General features: G+C 72.3%; 16 protein-coding genes and 3 pseudogenes. 10 read left to right on the top strand and 9 right to left on the bottom strand.

Annotated elements, in window-relative coordinates:
• Positions 1 to 141: 141 nt before the first annotated feature.
• Complete coding sequence (locus ACIOC1_RS32535) at positions 142 to 1,839, bottom strand: cellulase family glycosylhydrolase (RefSeq protein WP_401857816.1); 1,698 nt, start codon at positions 1,837 to 1,839, stop codon at positions 142 to 144.
• A gap of 361 nt (positions 1,840 to 2,200) precedes the next feature.
• Here ACIOC1_RS32535 and ACIOC1_RS32530 point away from each other — a divergent pair, with 361 nt between their 5' ends.
• Positions 2,201 to 3,139, top strand: a complete 939-nt coding sequence (locus ACIOC1_RS32530; RefSeq protein ID WP_401857747.1) for a siderophore-interacting protein — start codon at positions 2,201 to 2,203, stop codon at positions 3,137 to 3,139.
• A 259-nt stretch (positions 3,140 to 3,398) separates the two neighbouring features.
• Here the strand turns inward: ACIOC1_RS32530 and ACIOC1_RS32525 are convergent.
• Together ACIOC1_RS32525 and ACIOC1_RS32520 are read right to left on the bottom strand one after the other, a co-directional pair.
• A pseudogene (locus ACIOC1_RS32525) lies at positions 3,399 to 3,668 on the bottom strand (ABC transporter permease); the annotation flags it as partial.
• Positions 3,623 to 4,021, bottom strand: a complete 399-nt coding sequence (locus tag ACIOC1_RS32520) for a hypothetical protein (protein ID WP_401857744.1) — start codon at positions 4,019 to 4,021, stop codon at positions 3,623 to 3,625. The gene ACIOC1_RS32520 and the pseudogene ACIOC1_RS32525, both read right to left, overlap by 46 nt.
• Positions 4,022 to 4,151: 130 nt before the next feature.
• On the opposite strand from ACIOC1_RS32520, the gene ACIOC1_RS32515 reads away from it, so the two are divergent.
• Positions 4,152 to 5,744: an amino acid permease gene (locus ACIOC1_RS32515; protein ID WP_401857741.1), complete on the top strand. Its 1,593-nt coding sequence runs from the start codon at positions 4,152 to 4,154 to the stop codon at positions 5,742 to 5,744.
• A gap of 96 nt (positions 5,745 to 5,840) precedes the next feature.
• On the opposite strand, the gene ACIOC1_RS32510 is transcribed toward ACIOC1_RS32515, so the two are convergent.
• On the bottom strand, positions 5,841 to 6,029 hold the full coding sequence (locus tag ACIOC1_RS32510) for a hypothetical protein (RefSeq protein ID WP_401857738.1): 189 nt from the start codon (positions 6,027 to 6,029) through the stop codon (positions 5,841 to 5,843).
• Positions 6,030 to 6,198: 169 nt separating this feature from the next.
• On the opposite strand from ACIOC1_RS32510, the gene ACIOC1_RS32505 reads away from it, so the two are divergent.
• Positions 6,199 to 6,327 carry a hypothetical protein gene (locus tag ACIOC1_RS32505; RefSeq protein WP_401857735.1) on the top strand — a complete coding sequence of 43 codons (129 nt, stop codon included), beginning with the start codon at positions 6,199 to 6,201 and terminating at the stop codon, positions 6,325 to 6,327.
• A gap of 10 nt (positions 6,328 to 6,337) precedes the next feature.
• On the opposite strand, the gene ACIOC1_RS32500 is transcribed toward ACIOC1_RS32505, so the two are convergent.
• On the bottom strand, positions 6,338 to 8,170 hold the full coding sequence (locus ACIOC1_RS32500) for a sensor histidine kinase (protein WP_401857732.1): 1,833 nt from the start codon (positions 8,168 to 8,170) through the stop codon (positions 6,338 to 6,340).
• A 49-nt stretch (positions 8,171 to 8,219) separates the two neighbouring features.
• Positions 8,220 to 8,948 carry a response regulator transcription factor gene (locus tag ACIOC1_RS32495; protein ID WP_355332939.1) on the bottom strand — a complete coding sequence of 243 codons (729 nt, stop codon included), beginning with the start codon at positions 8,946 to 8,948 and terminating at the stop codon, positions 8,220 to 8,222.
• A gap of 111 nt (positions 8,949 to 9,059) precedes the next feature.
• On the opposite strand from ACIOC1_RS32495, the gene ACIOC1_RS32490 reads away from it, so the two are divergent.
• The 5 genes and pseudogenes from ACIOC1_RS32490 to ACIOC1_RS32470 all read left to right on the top strand — a co-directional run.
• Complete coding sequence (locus tag ACIOC1_RS32490; protein ID WP_401721186.1) at positions 9,060 to 9,755, top strand: hypothetical protein; 696 nt, start codon at positions 9,060 to 9,062, stop codon at positions 9,753 to 9,755.
• A gap of 127 nt (positions 9,756 to 9,882) precedes the next feature.
• Positions 9,883 to 11,340: a peptidoglycan-binding protein gene (locus ACIOC1_RS32485; protein ID WP_401857728.1), complete on the top strand. Its 1,458-nt coding sequence runs from the start codon at positions 9,883 to 9,885 to the stop codon at positions 11,338 to 11,340.
• A complete protein-coding gene (locus ACIOC1_RS32480; RefSeq protein ID WP_355332945.1) occupies positions 11,337 to 12,023 on the top strand; it encodes an ABC transporter ATP-binding protein in 687 nt (228 codons plus the stop codon). Before ACIOC1_RS32485 ends, ACIOC1_RS32480 begins: the two co-directional genes overlap by 4 nt.
• Positions 12,024 to 12,181: 158 nt before the next feature.
• Positions 12,182 to 13,360, top strand: coding sequence for an ABC transporter permease (locus ACIOC1_RS32475; protein ID WP_401857725.1), 1,179 nt, complete (start codon positions 12,182 to 12,184; stop codon positions 13,358 to 13,360).
• A 35-nt stretch (positions 13,361 to 13,395) separates the two neighbouring features.
• A pseudogene (locus ACIOC1_RS32470) lies at positions 13,396 to 13,559 on the top strand (diadenosine tetraphosphate hydrolase); the annotation flags it as partial.
• A gap of 128 nt (positions 13,560 to 13,687) precedes the next feature.
• On the opposite strand, the gene ACIOC1_RS32465 reads toward ACIOC1_RS32470, so the two are convergent.
• The gene (locus tag ACIOC1_RS32465; RefSeq protein WP_391046269.1) at positions 13,688 to 14,227 is read right to left on the bottom strand and encodes a GNAT family N-acetyltransferase; all 540 of its coding nucleotides are present in this window, start codon (positions 14,225 to 14,227) and stop codon (positions 13,688 to 13,690) included.
• 141 nt (positions 14,228 to 14,368) lie between these two features.
• Between ACIOC1_RS32465 and ACIOC1_RS32460 the strand changes: the two genes are divergently transcribed.
• Entirely contained in the window at positions 14,369 to 14,608 is a 240-nt protein-coding gene (locus tag ACIOC1_RS32460) for a hypothetical protein (protein ID WP_401857722.1), read from the top strand.
• A gap of 67 nt (positions 14,609 to 14,675) precedes the next feature.
• Here the strand turns inward: ACIOC1_RS32460 and ACIOC1_RS32455 are convergent, their stop codons facing one another.
• Entirely contained in the window at positions 14,676 to 15,455 is a 780-nt protein-coding gene (locus ACIOC1_RS32455; protein ID WP_401306790.1) for an SDR family NAD(P)-dependent oxidoreductase, read from the bottom strand.
• A gap of 64 nt (positions 15,456 to 15,519) precedes the next feature.
• Positions 15,520 to 16,302 (bottom strand): annotated as a pseudogene (locus tag ACIOC1_RS32450) (DUF1731 domain-containing protein); the annotation flags it as partial.
• 173 nt (positions 16,303 to 16,475) lie between these two features.
• On the opposite strand from ACIOC1_RS32450, the gene ACIOC1_RS32445 reads away from it, so the two are divergent.
• Positions 16,476 to 16,916, top strand: coding sequence for a VOC family protein (locus tag ACIOC1_RS32445; RefSeq protein ID WP_391046260.1), 441 nt, complete (start codon positions 16,476 to 16,478; stop codon positions 16,914 to 16,916).
• The last annotated feature ends 39 nt before the right edge of the window (positions 16,917 to 16,955 follow it).

Below are 16,955 nucleotides of genomic sequence, written 5' to 3'. Positions count from 1 at the left end.
TCTGCACGGGGTCAATTCCGCGTCGCATCGAGGCCGGGGCGGGCCGCGCCGGCCCCGCGCACAACGGGGACCGGCGGGCCCCTGAACGGGACCCGCCGGTCGGTGGCGCCCCGCGGGGAGCGCCGGCACATCAGTGGTGCGTCAGGTGGCGGTGCAGGTCAGCGCGGGTGCGCCGAGGGTGCCGCTGGAGGTGCCCTGGAGGCCGAAGGTGGTCGTGGCGGCCGGGGCGAGCGCGGCGTTGTAGGCGAGGCTGCCCGCGGTCACCGCCGCTCCGGTCTGGTGGATGTCCGCGTTCCAGCCGCTGGTCTCCTGCTGCCCGCCCGGCCACGTCCAGGTGACCTTCCAGCTCTTGGTCGCGGCCGTACCGGAGTTGGCCACGGTCACGGTGGCGGTGAAGCCGCCGCTCCACTGGTTGTCGGTGTGCCAGGTGGCCGTGCAGCCGGAACTGCCGCCGGTCGGACCGCCGGTGGAGCCGGAGGTCGTACCGGTCGACGTGCCGGTCGACGTACCGGAGGAGGTGCCCGACGAGGTGCCGGAGGACGTGCCGGAGGACGTGCCGCTCGACGTGCCCGACGACGTGCCGGTCGACGTACCGCCGTTGGTGGTGCCACCGGTCGTGCCGCCCGAGTCGCCGAAGCCGGGCGCCTTGATGCTGGCCAGGTAGCCGTCCTTGACGGTGTTCACCGTCGTCCAGTCGTCGTTGAGGATGCCGCCGGTGTCACCGGAGTTGGGATTCCACGACCAGAAGGTCCAACTGAAGCTGTCGCCGCCGTAGGTGCTGGTCGGCCGCAGGTAGTCCACCAGCGTCCGCAGCCAGGTCTGGTCGACGGTCGACTGGAGGGTGGTGCCGAACTCGCCGACCCAGACCGGGGCGATGTTCTGCTTGAACAGATAGCCCCAGTACTTGTCCCAGATCGCCGACATGTTCGCCGGGAAGCTCGGGTCGCTGAACCACGGCTGCTGGGCGACGCTGGTCGCGTAGTCGTGCGCCGAGTAGACCACCCGGTTCGCCACGTTCAGCTCGACCGGGTACTGCCCCGCGCCCATCAGGTTGCCGCCCCACCAGCCGGACGTCCCGTTGAAGGTCTGGACGCCCTCCACGAAGATCAGCAGATTGGGGTTGACGCCGAGGACGGCGTTGCCGCCGCGCTCGGCCGCCAGACGCCAGTCGATCGTGGTGTCGCCGCAGCCCCAACAGGCCGGGTCGTGCGGCTCGTTGTGCAGGTCGATGCCGACGACCGCCGGGTTGTTCAGGTAACGGGTCGCCATCGCCTTGAGGTTGGTGATCCAGGTCGACTCGGGGACGGCGGCGGTGTACCAGAGCGCGGACTGGCCGCCGGAGTCCGAACGGTGCCGGTCAAGGATGACCCGCAGCCCTATGGAACCGGCGTAGTTGACGATCTTGTCCATCACGCCGAGGGAGTTGAGGCCCTGGAGATCGGCGTTCATGCCGCCGGAGTAGTTGATGCTGGAGGGCATCGTGCCCTTGAAGATGTCGTCGCTGTACGGCAGTCGGATCGTGTTGTAGCCGAGCTGCTTCATCTGGTCGATCATGCTCTTGTAGTCGCGCGACCAGATGCCGTGGGCCACGTAGTTGCTGGTCTCGAAGCCGAACCAGTTGACGCCCGCGATGCGGACCGACTTGCCCGTGGAGTCCAGGATCTGGCGTCCGCTGGTGTGCCAGTAGCCGGTGGCGGCCTCTGCCGCCGCCGGAGCCGCGGGCGCGCCCGCCGCCGTGGCGTGCGTCTGTCCGGCGAGGGAGAGCAGCGCGAGCAGGGCCGCCGCGACGGCGGCGGCCAGAAAGACCCGCAGCCTGTTCGTTTTTCTCAGGGGGCTCAGCGAGCCCGGAAAGGGGACCACGGTGGCGATTCCTCTCGGTGGGGGGACGGAACGCTTCAGTTCGTGGTGGGGGTGGACGGCGGAAGCCTGGTGGGAGCGCTCCCATTCGTAACCGTATGGAAGCGAGGACACGCGAGTGGCGTCAAGAGGAAACACAGGCTTCAAGTAGTGAAGCCGGGTGGGGGCGGGGCCGGGGGCAGTACCGAAGAGGTGTCGGAATGGGCTCAGGGAGTCATACGAGCGGGGTCGCCGACACCTGGCCCGTAATCAGTTAGGCTTACCTAACTAAGCCTGGGGGAACAGTCCGGGCGCAGCGCGAACCACGCAGTACGGCACAGCACCGAGAGAGCGGAGCACGCCCATGGCAGACCGACCGGTGGGACGGGCGACGGACCAGCAGACGGGCGCGGCGACGCAGGACCCGCGGGCCGAGGAGCGGGCGGCACCCGCCGCCGCCGAGCGCCCCGCGCGCCGGGCCCCGCGGCTGAACCACGCCCGCGTGATCCGTTCCGAGCGCGTCACCCCGCACATGATCCGGGTGGTGCTCGGCGGCGACGGGCTCGCCGGGCTTCCCATGGGCGACTACACCGACCATTACGTCAAGCTGGTCTTCGCGCCTCCCGGGGTCACGTACCCCGAGCCGCTGGACATGGAGGCCGTCCGCCGCGACCTGCCGCGCGAGCAGTGGCCGACCACCCGTACGTACACCGTGCGCGCCTGGGACCCGGTCGCGCCCGAGATGACGATCGACTTCGTCCACCACGGCGACGAAGGGCTGGCCGGGCCCTGGGCGGCCGGTGTCCGGCCGGGCGACGGCATCTATTTCATGGGCCCCGGCGGTGCCTACGCGCCCGACCCCGCCGCCGACTGGCACCTGCTCGCGGGCGACGAGAGCGCGCTGCCCGCCGTCGCCGCGGCGGTCGAGCAACTGCCGCCGGGGGCACGGGCGAAGGTCTTCGTGGAGGTCGAGGGCCCGGCGGAGGAGCAGAAGCTGGCCACCTCGGGCGACGCCGAGATCGTCTGGCTGCACCGCGGTGCCCGGCCGGTCGGCGAGGCGCTGGTCGAGGCCGTCACCGGTCTGGAGTTCCCGCCGGGTGACGTCCAGGTCTTCGTCCACGGCGAGGCCGGTTTCGTCAAGGACCTCCGCCGCCACCTCCGCCTCGACCGCTCGATCCCCCGCGAGCGCCTGTCGATCTCCGGCTACTGGCGCCGCGGCGCCGACGAGGACGGCTGGCAGGCGTCCAAGCGGGAGTGGAACGAGCAGGTGGAGCGCGAGCAGGAAAGCGGCGCCGGGCGCTGAGCGCGCGGCGGGCGTGAGCGCGCGGCGGGCGTGAGCGCGCGGCGGGCGTCCCTGACGGACGGGGAGCCGGGCCGACCCGTTGCCCGCCCGGTCGCGGACGGAACGTCCCCCGGCCGCGGACACGCGCGGCGGCGGCCCGCCGCCCGTTCGGCCCGAGTGGGTGACCGGGGGCGGGCCGTCCGCCGCGCGGGGCGAACCGCTGCCGCCGGAAGCCGCCATCACCACTCGGGCCGTTGATGCCGCTCGGGCCGGAGGGCTGGACCGACTTCTGGTACGAGCGGAAGGTGCGGGTCGACAGCCACACCGCGACCAGGGCCAGGGCGAGCAGGCCGCCGCCGCGGCTGAGAATGTCGCCGCGGTCGGGGTCGGCGGACATCGCGGAACGGCCCGCGACCAGAGCCCAGTTGACCGGGTTGACGTCGGCGATGCGCCGCATCCAGGACGGCGTCAGGCCGGGCGCCATGAAGGCGGAGGACAGGAAGGTCAGCGGCAGCAGCAGGAACGTGTTGATGCCGATGATGCTCTCGCGACCATGTGGGCCTGGAATTCGGTCTCCACCACGAAGATCCGGGGCAGTTCACCGTCCAGCTTGTCCAGGACGCCGCGCAGGGCCACCCTGTGCACTTCCAGCGTGTTGGCCCGCTCGGCGAGCAGTTCCGCCACCTCGTCCGGGTGCAGCGCCATGATCAGCGACAGCGCCGACTCGAAGGCGGGGTACTCCCTGGCGGGCACGGCCACCATGTCGGCGAGCCAGTCGCGCATCTCGGTGCGGCCTTCGGCGGTGAGCCCGTAGAGCGTGCGCTCCGGCCGGTTGCCCTGCCGCTGGACGCCCGCGACCTCCACGAAGCCGTGCTTCTCCGCAGGCCGTCGGTGCTCCCGCACGGTGAGGCGCCCGCGCGCGAGGCGGGGTGAGGACTTCGGCCCGCGCGCGACACGGCCGTGTCATTCCGGCGAAACACCGGGTCCCTAATTTCTGTCGTCCGACAGGAATTCGTGACAGGGGGCCAGGCCCATGACCGCCACCGCACCTTCCGAGGTCCGCTCAGACCCGCCGGACCACGGCACCGCCGCCGACGCGGCGGCCACCGACGCGCCGGGCACCGACACCGCGGGCACCGACACCGCGGGGCTCGCGGGCTTCGGCTACCGCCAGGAACTGCACCGCAGCCTCGGCCGGTACGCGTCCTTCGCCGCCGGTTTCTCCTTCATCTCGGTGCTGACCACCGTCTTCCAGTTCTTCGCCTTCGGCTACTCCTTCGGCGGCCCGCGGTTCTTCTGGACCTGGCCCGCCGTCCTGATCGGCCAACTCCTCGTCGCCGCCTGCTTCGCCGAACTCGCCGCCCGCTACCCGATCTCCGGCGCCGTCTACCAGTGGTCGACCCGGCTGAGCAACGCCGTCTTCGGCTGGTACGCGGGCTGGATCATGGTCATCGGCCAGGTCGTGGTGGTGGCCGCCGCCGCGCTCGCCCTCCAGGTCGTCCTGCCCGCCGTCTGGTCCGGCTTCCAGCTCATCGGGACCGATACGTCACCGGTCTCGTCGGACGGCGCGGCCAACGCGGCGCTGCTCGGGATCGCGCTGCTCGTCCTGACCACCGTCGTCAACCTCCTCGACAACACGGTGATGTCGCTGGTCAACCGGGTCGGCGTGACCGCCGAGATCATCGGCGCCGTGCTCATCGTCACGCTGCTCTTCACGCACGCCGACCGCACGCCGTCGGTGACCGTGCACGGCGGGGGCGGCTCGTCGGCGCTGCTCGTCAGCTCGATCGCCGCCGCGTACGTGATGATCGGCTTCGACAGCGCGGGCGAGATGAGCGAGGAGACCCGCGATCCGCAGCGCGTCGCGCCCCGTACGATCCTGTCCGCGCTCGCCGCGGCCGGCGCCCTGGCCACGCTCCTCGTCCTCGCCGCCCTGCTTGCCGCGCCCAGCCTCACCGACGGGCGGCTCGGCACCGAGGGCCTGTCCTACGTGCTCACCAGCCGGCTGGGCGACGGTGTCGGGCGCGCGCTGCTCTGTGACGTCGCGGTGGCCGTCACCGTGGCGACCCTCGCCATCCAGACGTCGGCCACCCGGATGCTCTTCTCGATGGCCCGCGACCGGGCACTGCCCTTCTCCGGGCCCCTCGCCCGCGTCTCCCCCCGCACCGGCCAGCCCGCCGCCCCCGCCCTCGTCGTCGGCGTCCTCGCCGCGGCCCTCCTGCTGCTCAACTTCGGCTCCCCCGACGCCTTTCTCGCCATCGGCACCACCTGCATCGTCATGCTCTACCTCGCCTACGCGATGGTCACAGGCCCCCAACTCCTGCGCCGCCTGCGCTCCCCCCTCCCCCCGGCCACCGATCCCTCCGGCAACCCCCTGTTCTCCCTGGGCCGTTGGGGCCTCCCCGTCAACGCCCTCGCCCTCCTCTACGGCCTCGCCATGACCGTCAACCTCGCCTGGCCCCGCGCCACCGTCTACGACCCCTCCGGCGGCCACTGGTACTTCCAGTGGTTCACCCTGCTGTTTCTGCTGGCCGTGCTGCTGGTGGGCTTCCTCTGGAGGGCGCTGAGGGCACATCGGGGGCGCATCGCTCCCGAAGGGGCAGCGTTTCCAGAACCGACTCCATGACAGCCGCCGTGGTGTCGTCGCCCACCGGCCACAAGCCTGTGTACTCGTCGAGCGTGATCGACGGCTTGCTGTGGCCGAGTCGCACCTGAACGGTCTTCACGCTTCTCGTTGTTCTTGATCGGACACGACGGCGTACCAGTCGCGGAGCCCGTGGAGCGTCAGCTTCTCGGGCACCCGCGCCACCGATCCGACAGCGATCAGGACGCGGTTCGCGTCCTCGGGCATCCGCTTCCCAATTCGTGCCCACGTCGACCGGCGGATCGGCCGCCGCCGCATCGTCGCCATCGCCCCCGCCTACGCCGCACCGATCGGCGAATGGCTTCTCTGGCAGCGCCTCTGCCCGGGAACGCGTCATGCGCGGTCTCGACCCCGCGGACCGCGCCGCGGTCATCACCGCCCTGCACTCCTACGAGGCCGCCCTGGCCGCCCTTGGCGCCGACGGGTGATACCTGGGGTGACGGAGCAGCGAGCCATCTCTTGCTCCGGCCGGGACAGCACCACATCCTGGCCCGACCTCAAAGCGGTCGGGACGGCGCTGGCGCCCGGCGTGATCCTGGGCGGCGAGGCCGTCGTGTTCACCTGAGGTGTCGAGCTCAGCGCTCCCGGCGGTCCTTCGCCGCCCCGGCGGGGTCGCGCCGCAGAGGCGGTGCGGCGGCGGACGGCAGGTGGAGGGTGAAGAGCGACCCCGCGCCCAAAGTGCTGGACACCGTGACCCGGCCGCCGTGCGCCTCAGTCAACTGGCGAACGATCGCAAGGCCGAGGCCGCTGCCGCCCGTCAGCCGACTGCGGGACTTCTCCGACCGCCAGAAGAGGTCGAAGACGTGCGGCAGTTCCTCATCGCTGATGCCGCTGCCGGTGTCGGCGACCTCGATCAGCACCGACCGGTCCCGAACGGACGTCCGGACCTCGACGCTGCCGCCCGGCGGGGTGTGCCGGACCGCGTTGGACAGCAGGTTTCCGACGGCCTGCCGCAGCCGCAGCGCGTCGGCAGTCAGCTCCGGATCGCCTTCCGCGGACCAGGTCAGCGCGACCCGCGCGGTGCGGGCGGCGTCACGGTGGGCGGCGCAGACCCACTCCACGACCTCCGCGGCCCGGACCCGCTCGGTGTGCAGCCGGAAGGTGTGCGCGTCGTCGGCGGCCACGTCACGCAGGTCGTCGATGATGTGCTGGAGCAGCAGCGCCTCACGCAGCAGCCGCGAGGTCAGGGGCCGGTCGGCGACCGCCACGCCGTCCTCGACCGCCTCCAGCCAGCCCCTGATGTTGCTCAGCGGGGTGCGCAGCTCATGGGCGACGTCCCGGACCATCGCCTTGCGCTGGTCCTCCAGGCGTTCGCGGCGCGCGGACAGGTCGTTGAAGGCGACCGCGAGCGAGCCGATCTCGTCGTCGGTGGAGACCGGGACCCGGTTGCGCGCCTGGTCGGGCCGCTGGGCGGCCTCGGTCAGGGTGCGCAGCGGCCTGATCAGCCGGGTCGACATCAGCACAGCGGCGGCGACGGTGACCGTGAGCACCAGGGCGGCGACCTCGACGATGCGGACGGCGTTCGCACCGGTCAGGGCGAAGCCGGTGGTGTCGGCGCCCGGAACGCCGGTGACGAAGAGCAGGGCACTGGGCGCCACGTAGGGAGCGAGCTGTTCGCGGCGCCCGTCCTCGACACAGCCCTCGGTGATCCGGCCTGCGTCCATGGGCGCGTAGAGCGTCTCGATCGACTGCGGGCCGATGTAGTCGAGACCGATCCGGATGGGCGACATCCCCTGGCGGCGCAGACACGGGTTGACCAGGCCCTCCAGTTGGTGGAGGGCGGCGGCCTCGGTCGGGGTGGGGCGGGTCAGGATCCTGCTCTGGCCGCCGCACACGTCGGGGATCACGGGGGCGGCGGCGGTGAGGGACTCGGTGGTGACCCGGGGCCGGCCGCTGGGGGCGTAGCTGATCTGCGACGGCTCGCCCAGCTTGAGCAGGCACCCGGTGATGCTCCGCGCCGAGGCCGCGAGTGCCGTCCGCTCCGCGGCGGTGAGGCGATAGGGGCCGACAGCCCGCGGGTCGATCGGGGTGGCGCCGGTGCCACCGGTCAGTGAGGAGTCCACCGCGAGCGGGTTGACGACCGCGGACACCGCGGCGGGCAGTGCGGCGTGGTCGGCCGCCGCGGAGTCGGCCAGCGTCCGGCGCTGCGGGGTGGTCAGGACGATACGGCGCCCGGTGCGCTTGGCCAGCGACGCCACGGCGGGGGCCACCGCGTCCCAGCTGCGGTGGGTGGCCGCGTAGCCGAGCAGCGCGTCGTAGACGTGGGCGTCCCGGGCCAGTACCTGCCCCTGCTCCTGCCGCAGCGCGTGGGACGTGGTCGTCGCGGCCAGCCAGGCGGTCGCGGCGATGGAGCAGACCGCGATCAGCACGGAGGTGGCGAGCAGCCGCACCATCAGGCTCTTGCGCAACGGGACGCCGCGTCTGCTACGGGTACGGCTCCTACGGGTGCGGCTGTCGCTACGGGGCACGGTGGCCGCGATCCGTGCGGTCCCGGCCGTTCGCACCGTCCGTCAACTTGTAGCCCACCCCGAAGACGGTGACCAGGCGCGCCGGGCGGCGCGGATCGGCCTCGGTCTTCCGGCGCAGGTTCATGACGTGCATGTCGATGGTGCGCTCGGAGGTGTACGCGTCCGTGCCGGAGACCTCCCGCAGCAGTTGGGCGCGGGTGAAGACCCGGTCGGGCTTCGCGGCCATCGCCGCCAGGATCTCGAACTCGCCGCGTGTGCAGTCCACGACATCGGAGTCGATCCACACCTGGTGCCGGGCCGGATCGACGGTGAGGCCGCCCACGTGCAGGGTGAGCCGCGACCACCCGCCGGACCGCTGGGAGCGGAGCAGGAGCGTGCGTACCCGGGCCATCAACTCCCGCGGGCTGTACGGCTTGGTGACGTAGTCGTCGGCGCCCAGGCCGAGGCCGAGCAGCAGATCCTCCTCGTCCGTCCGCGCGGTCAGCATCAGCATCGGCACGTCGCACTCCCGGCGCAGGATCCGGCACACGTCCATGCCGTCCACCTCGGGCATCATCACGTCGAGGATGAGCAGGTCGGGCCGGAATCTGCGGGCCTGGTCGAGGGCTTCACGGCCGTCGCGGGCGACGACCACGCCGTGGCCCTCATGCTCCAGATACCGCTGGAGGAGTTCGGCGTGCGTCTCGTCGTCCTCCGCGACCAGGACACGTGCGCTCATGCGACGACTGTAGAGCCGTACAGGTGCGATCCGAAGAGACCGGAAATACGAAAAACAGAATTCTGACAAGTCTCTGACCAGGTGCCCACACCTCTTGTCCACGATGTGGTCATGCCGATCACGACCCCAGCCACGCCCTTCCCCCGCCGCAGCCTGTCCCGTCACGCGGCGTTGACCGCCGCCGGTCTGGCCGCGGTCACCGCGCTGGCCTCCCTGACCGCGTGCGGCGGTTCGCACTCCTCCGAGGGTGCCCGCGGCAGCGGTGTGGCATCGCTCGCCGCCACCTCGCCGCCCGCACCGGGCTCGGTGCCGTCGTCGGGGTCCTCGACGTCAGCGGCGGGCGAAAACCCGGCGGCACCGGCACCCGACCCGTCCAACACCGCCTCCGGTCGTCCCCAGATACGGCTCGACGACTCCCCCGCGACCCAGATGCGCCTCACCAACGCCTACGCGTCCTGCCTGATCCAGCACGGTGCCACCCGCGAGACCGGGGGTGCGGGCAAGGAGCAGGGCGGAATCCAGGCAATCGGCGTGAAGGACGGTGCCCCGCGGGCCGCGATCATCGCCTGCGAGTCGAAGGAGCCGCTCATGCCGACCAGCGAGGATCCGGACAACCCGCACGCCAGGGACTACGTGCGGGACGAGGTGAACTGCATCAACCGCAAGGGCTACGAGACGGTCAGAGCCTACGAGGGCGGCTTGAGCTGGACCTACGTGCGGGCGCCCCGCACCCAGGAGCAGGGCGAGAAGGCCATGGCGGCGGAGCGGGCCTGCCACATCCAGGTGTACTCGCACGTGTACCCGTAGGGAAACGGGAGCGGGTGCGCGGGGCGGTGCCGTGACGGCCGCCGCCGACCGGGCCGGGCAGCGGCCGTGGTGAACAGGAGCTCGGAAAGTACGTGTGCGACCGATGATGAAACAGAGGGGCCGGGTCATGGCCGACAGCAAGAGCCCCAGACACCGGGCGGGCGGCGGCGGTGCGTCGCCCGGCGGTGATCTGCTCGGGGCCGGGGCCGGGGACGGGGGCGGACCGCCGGGCGACGACGGCCGCGGGGACGAGGAGTCGGCCGCGCCGTCCCGGCGGCCGGGCGGGCGGGCGCTCGTCAGCCTCGGGGTGGCGGCAGCCGTCGCGGCGGCGGCCGTGGGGGCGGTCGTCATGCACCACGACAGCAGGTCCCCCGGCCGGGGGACGGCGTCGACGCCGGTGCAGACCGTCGCCGTGGTGCGTACCGACCTTTCCAGCTCGCAGAGCCTCAGCGGGACGCTGGGCTTCGGAAAACCGGTGACGGTCAAGGGCGCGGGCACCGGCACGGTGACCCAGCTCCCCGCGCAGGGGGAGAACGTGTCCCGCGGCCGTCCGCTGCTGCGGGTGGACGACCACCCCGTCATGCTCTTCTACGGCAGCACTCCGCTGTTCCGGCCGCTGGACCGGCGGGGGCTGGTGGGCCGGGACGTGGCGATGGTCGCGGCGAACTTGAAGGCGCTCGGCTACGACATCGGCGCGCAGCCGTCCGTCGGCAGCACGATCCGGCAGGCCGACGCGCCCGCGGCGGGCAGCGGGTCCGCGACCTCCGGCACGGACGGCTCAGGACCGGGCCACGGCTCCGGCTCCGGATCGGGTGCGAGCTCGGCTCCCGGCGCCGGCTCGGGCTCCGGGCCGGCATCCGCGACCGCCGGTACGACGGCCCCGCCCGGCGACGGCCCGCCCGCGGCGCCCCCGGCGTCGCCGACGACGGTCGTCGTGCGGCGCGGGGACGGTGTGCTCACCTCGTCCCTCATGGCGGCGCTGAAGCGCTTTCAGCGGACGTTCGGCCTTCCGGCCACCGGCACCCTCAGCCCGGGTGACGTGGTGGTGCTGCCCGGCAGGGTCCGGGTCAGCGGAGTGCAGGCGGCCCTCGGGGACCCCGCCGCCGAGCCGCTGATGTCCGTCACCCTGGCCGACAAGACCGTCACCGTGCCCGCCGACCCGGACGCCGTGAGCAGCATCAAGGAGAACGACCGTGTCGTCGTCACCCTGCCGGACAGCTCCACCACGCCCGGCCACGTCGCCACGGTCAGCGCCACCGTCCAGGAGCAGGGTTCGGCGGGCGGCGGCTCGGGGGACGACTCCGGCAACGCGCCCCAGCAGAACGTCTCGGTGGCGCTGGACCGGCCGGCCGACGTACGGAACCTGGACTCCGCCCCCGTGCAGGTCGAGTTCACCGGCAAGGTCGAGAAGGGGGTGCTGGCGGTGCCGGTCGGCGCGCTGCTGGCGCTCAGCGGCGGCGGCTACGCGGTGCAGCTGAGGAGCGGCACCCTGGTCGCGGTGCGCCTCGGGATGTTCGCCAAGGGTCTCGTCGAGATCACCGGGACGGGTATCACCGCCGGCACCCGGGTGGTGACGGCCGCGTGAGCCCGGTCCTGGCCGTACGCGGCGCCAGCATGGCCTACCCCGGCGGCGTTCTCGCCCTCGACCGGGTCTCGCTGACCATCGAGGAAGGCGAACTGCTGGGCATCGTCGGTCCCTCCGGCTCCGGCAAGTCCACGCTGCTCAACATCATGGGCACCCTGGACCGTCCCACCAGCGGCGTGGTCGAGATCGCCGGGCAGGACGCGGCGCTGCTCTCCGACCGGCGCCTGTCGGCGCTGCGCGGGCGGTGGCTCGGTTTCGTCTTCCAGCAGTTCCACCTCACCGAGGGGCTCAGCGCCGCCGAGAACGTCGCCACCGGCCTGTTGTACGCGGGTGTCCCCCGGCGCAACCGGCGGCGGCTGGCACTGGAGGCCCTGGCGCGGGTCGGCCTGGCCCGGCGGACCGCGCATCTGCCGCACCAGCTCTCGGGCGGTGAGAAGCAGCGCGTCGCCATCGCCAGGGCGCTGGTCAACGATCCCGCGCTGGTGCTGGCCGACGAACCGACCGGCGCGCTGGACACGGCCAACGGGACGGCGGTCCTGGACCTGCTGGGCCGGCTCAACGAGGAAGGCACGACCATCGCCGTCATCACACACGACCTGGGCATCGCCGCCCGGCTGCCTCGCCGGCTCCAAATCCTCGACGGCCGCCTGGTCGCCGACATCCGGCAGGGGGAGCCGGTATGAGCGGTCCCGACGCGGCCCGCCGACAGCCGCCCCGCCATGGTTCCGGTCCCGGCCTCGGTTCTGACTCGGATTCAGCCGCGGGTCCACCCGCTCGTACGGGGGCCGGGCCCGCTCCCGCGCGGGCCGCACGACCGCCCCTGCGCACGGCGCCGGTCCGCTTGGCGCCCTTCGACCTGCTCGGGCTCGGCCTTCTCGGCATCCGCACCCGCAAGCTGCGCGCCGCGCTGTCCGCGCTGGGTATATCCATCGGCATCGCCACGCTCATCGTCGTGACCAGCATCCCGGCGTCCAGCCAGCGATCCCTCTTCAACCAGCTCACCGCGCTGGGGACCAACATGCTCCAGGTCAGCTACGACCCGAACGCGAAACCCGCCGTGGTCCTGCCGCCGGAGTCGGTGGCGATGGTCTCCCGGATCGGCCCGGTCACCATCGCCAGCGCGGTGGCCAACCTCAATCTGCCCGTCGAACGCTCCGACAAGATCCCGGCCACCTACGCCACCGGGCTGACCACCCTCGCCACCCAGCTCAACCTGCTGCCCGCCGTCAACGGCACCATGGCGTCCGGCACGTTCCTCACCGCGGCGACGGAGCGGTTCCCGGTGGCCGTCCTCGGTGCGACGGCAGCCAATCGGCTCGGCTTCCCCGAGGTCCTCACCGGCCGGACACCGCCGCTGATCTTCGTCGGGAAGACGTGGTTCAGCGTGGCGGGCATCCTCAAGCCGGTGCCGCTGCATCCGGACCTCGACACGTCGGTGCTGGTCGGCTGGGACATCGCGGCGACCGAGCTCGGTTTCCACCGCAGCCCCACCGTGATCTACGTCAAGGCCCCGGACGACGAGATCGACGCGGTGCACGCCGTCCTGCCCGCCACCGTCAACCCGCGGCTGCCGGGCGTCGTCCGGGTCAGCAACCCCTCGTCGGTGCTCGCCGCCAAGCAGGCGACCCGGACCACCTTCTCCGCGCTCTTCCTCGGCCTCGCGGCCGTCGCCCTGCTGGTCGGCGGTATAGGCGTGGCCAACACCATGTACATCTCCATCCTGGAGCGCCGCCGCGAGATCGGCCTGCGCCGGGCCCTCGGCGCCAACCGCGGCCAGATCCGCGCCCAGTTCCTCACCGAGTCGGCCGTGCTGTCCGGCGTCGGTGGCGCGGCGGGCACGCTGATCGGGGTCGCGGCGAGCTTCGCCTACTGCGCCTACCAGGGCTGGCCGACGGTCATCCCGCCTGCGGCCCTCGCCGCGGGCCTGCTGGGCGCGGTCCTGATCGGCATGATCGCCGGTGCCTACCCGTCGGTACGGGCCTCCCGGCTGACGCCGACTCAGGCCCTCAGCGCCACCTGAGGAGCAGCCGCGGTCCCGCGCGGGCGTGAGCTCACTTGCATGCCCGCGTCTGGCCGCGTTCGGGTGGGAGCCGGCCGATCTGGTGGGCAAGCCTGTGTGGCTGTATCCGGGCGACCGGTGGACCGACGAGGGCTTCACGCTGGGGCCGCAGCATGACGTACTGCGGGACGGGATCGGGAGCGAACTGGATCGGTCGCGTCCGATGGGTGACGTGGTGCGTGTCCCGCAGGGGTCATGCTGCTGGTGGGCGCCGATGCGCCCGGACGTGAGCGCCCGTCAACGCCGGGCGGGCCCGGCCTCTGACGTGGATTCCGGCGTCTCTCCCGGTCAGCGATGCGCGCCGACCCGTCGGGCCAGCACTTGTCCCGGCCACGTCCCGAACAGGAAAGGATCGGTGGGAACGAATCCGTTGCGCTCGTAGAACGCGACGAGTTCGCCGCCGCCGCCCGCCCAGCAGTCGACCCGCAGCAGGTCGACGCCTGCCCGCCGGGTCTCCCGCACGGCATGGGCCAACAGCGTCGCCCCGATGCCGAGACCGGCGTGCCGTCGGTCGGAGACCAACAGCCGTACATACCGCTCGGGTTCTCCGGCCGGGGCGATCGGCATCTGGGGACTGGGCCCGGAGTCCAGCACCATGGCCCCGACCGGCGCTCCGCCCAACTCCGCTATATGTGGGGCGCCTTCGGTCATGTACCGCTCGACCCGCTCCGCACCACCGGGCTTCTTCGAATACGGTGTCGTGCCCCACTGCTCGGTATTGCCGCGATCGTTCATCCAGACCACGGCGGAGTCGAGCATGTCCAACACGGCTGGTGCGTCTGCCGGGCTGCCCGGCCTGATCCGTATCACACGCGTGTCGTCGCTCATGGCGAAAGCCTATGGGGCGGCGCCGACAGGGGGCCGGTTACCGGACTCTTCCGGCGAACGTCCCGGATACCCTGGGCGGCCAATGGCTCAACTCCGCAACTCCGCCGACGCCTTGACGCGGCTTTCGCGTCGAGGATGGTGATGTCCACGGGCTGCGTCGCGTGCTCGCGCATCGAACCGGGCTCGCTGTTCACAAGCTTCTTCCGCATCGACGGGGAGCAGTGGCCCCGCCTGCATGTCCGGCGCCTGGCGCTGGCGTTCCGTGACGACCCGGACTATTGCGAGGGGTGGCTGCCGGAACAGGCCCTCCATGTGTCCGGGAGGCTGTTCCGGCAGGAGAGCAGCGAAGAGTGGCCGCCCATGCGGCCTCCCGGCGCGTGAGCGACCGCACCCGCTCGCACCGGGGCCTACCGCGTCCTGCCAGGGCCCACCCCGTCCTCCCGCCCCGTCAGTGAACGGAGAATCCGCCGTCGACGAAGACCGCCTGGCCGGTGACGTAGCCGGAGGCGCGGCTCGCGAGGAAGACCGCCGCGCCCGCGAAGTCCTCGGGCAGGCCGTTGCGCCCGACCATCGTGCGGGCGGCCAGGGCGGCCACCTTCTCGGGGTCGGACGACAGGCGCGCATTGAGGGGGGTCATGACGAATCCGGGCACCAGGGTGTTGCACGTGACGCCGTACGGCGACCACGCCTCGGCCTGCGAGCGGGCCAGTGACTCCAGCGCCCCCTTGGAGACGCCGTAGGCGCCGCTCTGGACGAAGGCCCGGTGCGCCTGCTGGGAGGTGATGTGGATGATCCGCCCGAAGCCGCGTTCCGCCATGCCGGGCCCGAAGCGCTGCCCCAGCAGGTAGGGCGCCTCCAGGTTGACCGCCATCGTCGTGTCCCACACGTCCTCGCCCAACTCGCCCATCGGGGGCCGCAGGTTGATCCCGGCGGAGTTGACGAGGATGTCGGGTTCGCCGAACGCCTCGGCCGCCTCCTCGGCGGCCACGCGCATGCCGTCGCGCGTACTCAGGTCGGCGCTCACCCAGGCCGCCCGGCAGCCGTCGGCCGCCAGCTCGCCGACCGTCGCGGCCAGCTCCGCCTCCCGGCGCGCCACGACCACGACGCTCGCCCCCGCGTGCGCGAGGGCCCCGGCGACAGCGCGGCCGATGCCGGAACTGCCGCCGGTCACCACGGCGACCCGTCCCTCCAGCGAGAACAGTTCGGAGAGGTAGGTCTGTGACGTCATGCCCGGATCCTAAACGGCGGGCCCGCGGCGACAACGACCAGGTCAGCCGCAGGCCCATAGCCGGTTACACGGCGTCGCCCGATTCACGGACCCGATTCGTGGCAACACGCCGCGGCCTGGCCCGCTCCACGAGGGACGTGGCGGCGCTCCCCCACTCGGGACAGGCGAAAGTGAACCCGGCCGCGAGCAGCCGCCCCGGCACCACCCGACGGCTCTTGAGCAGCAGCTCCGTGTCCGAGCGCAGCGCGAACGCCCCCAGCTCGGCCATCCAGCGCGTCGCGGGCAGCCCCAGCGGGACGCCCCAGGCCGCGCGCAGCGCCCGCATGAAGTCGCGCTGGGGAAGGGGGCCGGGCGAGGCGAGGTTCACCGGCCCCTCGATGTCGTCGCGCGCGATCAGGAACTCCACCGCCCGCACGAAGTCCTCGTCCTGGATCCAGGAGACGTACTGCGCGCCACCGGCGACCGGGCCGCCGAGCCCGAGGCGCGCCAGTCGTGACAGCACGTCGAACACACCGCCCCGGTCCGGGCTCATGACCATCGCCGAGCGCAGCGCCACCTTGCGGGTCGCGGGGGTCGGCGCCTCGGTCTGCGCGCGCTCCCAGTTCTCGGCGATCGCGACGCTGTACGCCCAGTAGTCCGGCACTCCGTCCTCCGAGCCGCCGATCACTCCGGTCGCCTCGTCGTGTGCCGCGTCGAAGCGGTGGGCGTAGACCGTCGCCGTACTCATCTGGAGCCAGAGGCGCGGTGGCCGCGCAGCGGCGGCGATCGCCTTTCCGACCGCCCGCGCCGAATCCACCCGGGAGTCCATCATGGCCTGCCGGTTCTCGGCGGTGTACCGGCACGAGACGCCGGTGCGCTCAGGGCGCGCGGCGGCGCGGCCCCTGCCCGAAGATGTCGAGAACGAGCGATGCCGAGGGCGAGCGATGTCGGGCACGAGAGATGTCGAGAACGAGCCATCGGCTCCGTCCCAGGGACAGCGGCGGTCGCCACCGGTCGCGCGAGGACGAAGGAGAGACCAGCATGGCCATTCAGCGGATGGACAACGTCGGCATCGTCGTCGAGGACATGGACGCCGCCATCGCGTTCTTCGTGGACCTCGGTATGGAGCTGGAGGGCAGGGCCGAGGTCAAGGGCCGCTTCGCCGACCAGTGCACCGGACTCGACGGCGTCCACTGCGACATCGCGATGGTCAGGACCCCGGACGGTCACAGCCGGCTCGAACTGGCCAAGTACCGCAGCCCCGAGGCGATCAGCGGCGGACCGCGCGACCGGCCCCACAACATCCTGGGCACCCACCGCGTCATGTTCGCCGTCGACGACATCGAGGACACCGTCGCCCGCCTGCGCCCGCACGGCGCCGAAGTCCTCGGCGAGATCGCCCGGTTCGAGGACAGCTTCCTGCTCTGCTACGTCCGGGGCCCGGAGGGCATCATCGTCGGGCTGGCCGAGCAACTGAGCTGAGCGGACAGACCGGTTCGGCCACCTCCTCGGCGGTCCCCC

The sequence above is a fragment of the Streptomyces sp. NPDC088197 genome (assembly GCF_044741185.1).
GTDB lineage: Bacteria > Actinomycetota > Actinomycetes > Streptomycetales > Streptomycetaceae > Actinacidiphila.
Note: the sequence above shows the minus strand (reverse complement) of the source record. Positions and strands in the feature narration are given on the sequence as shown.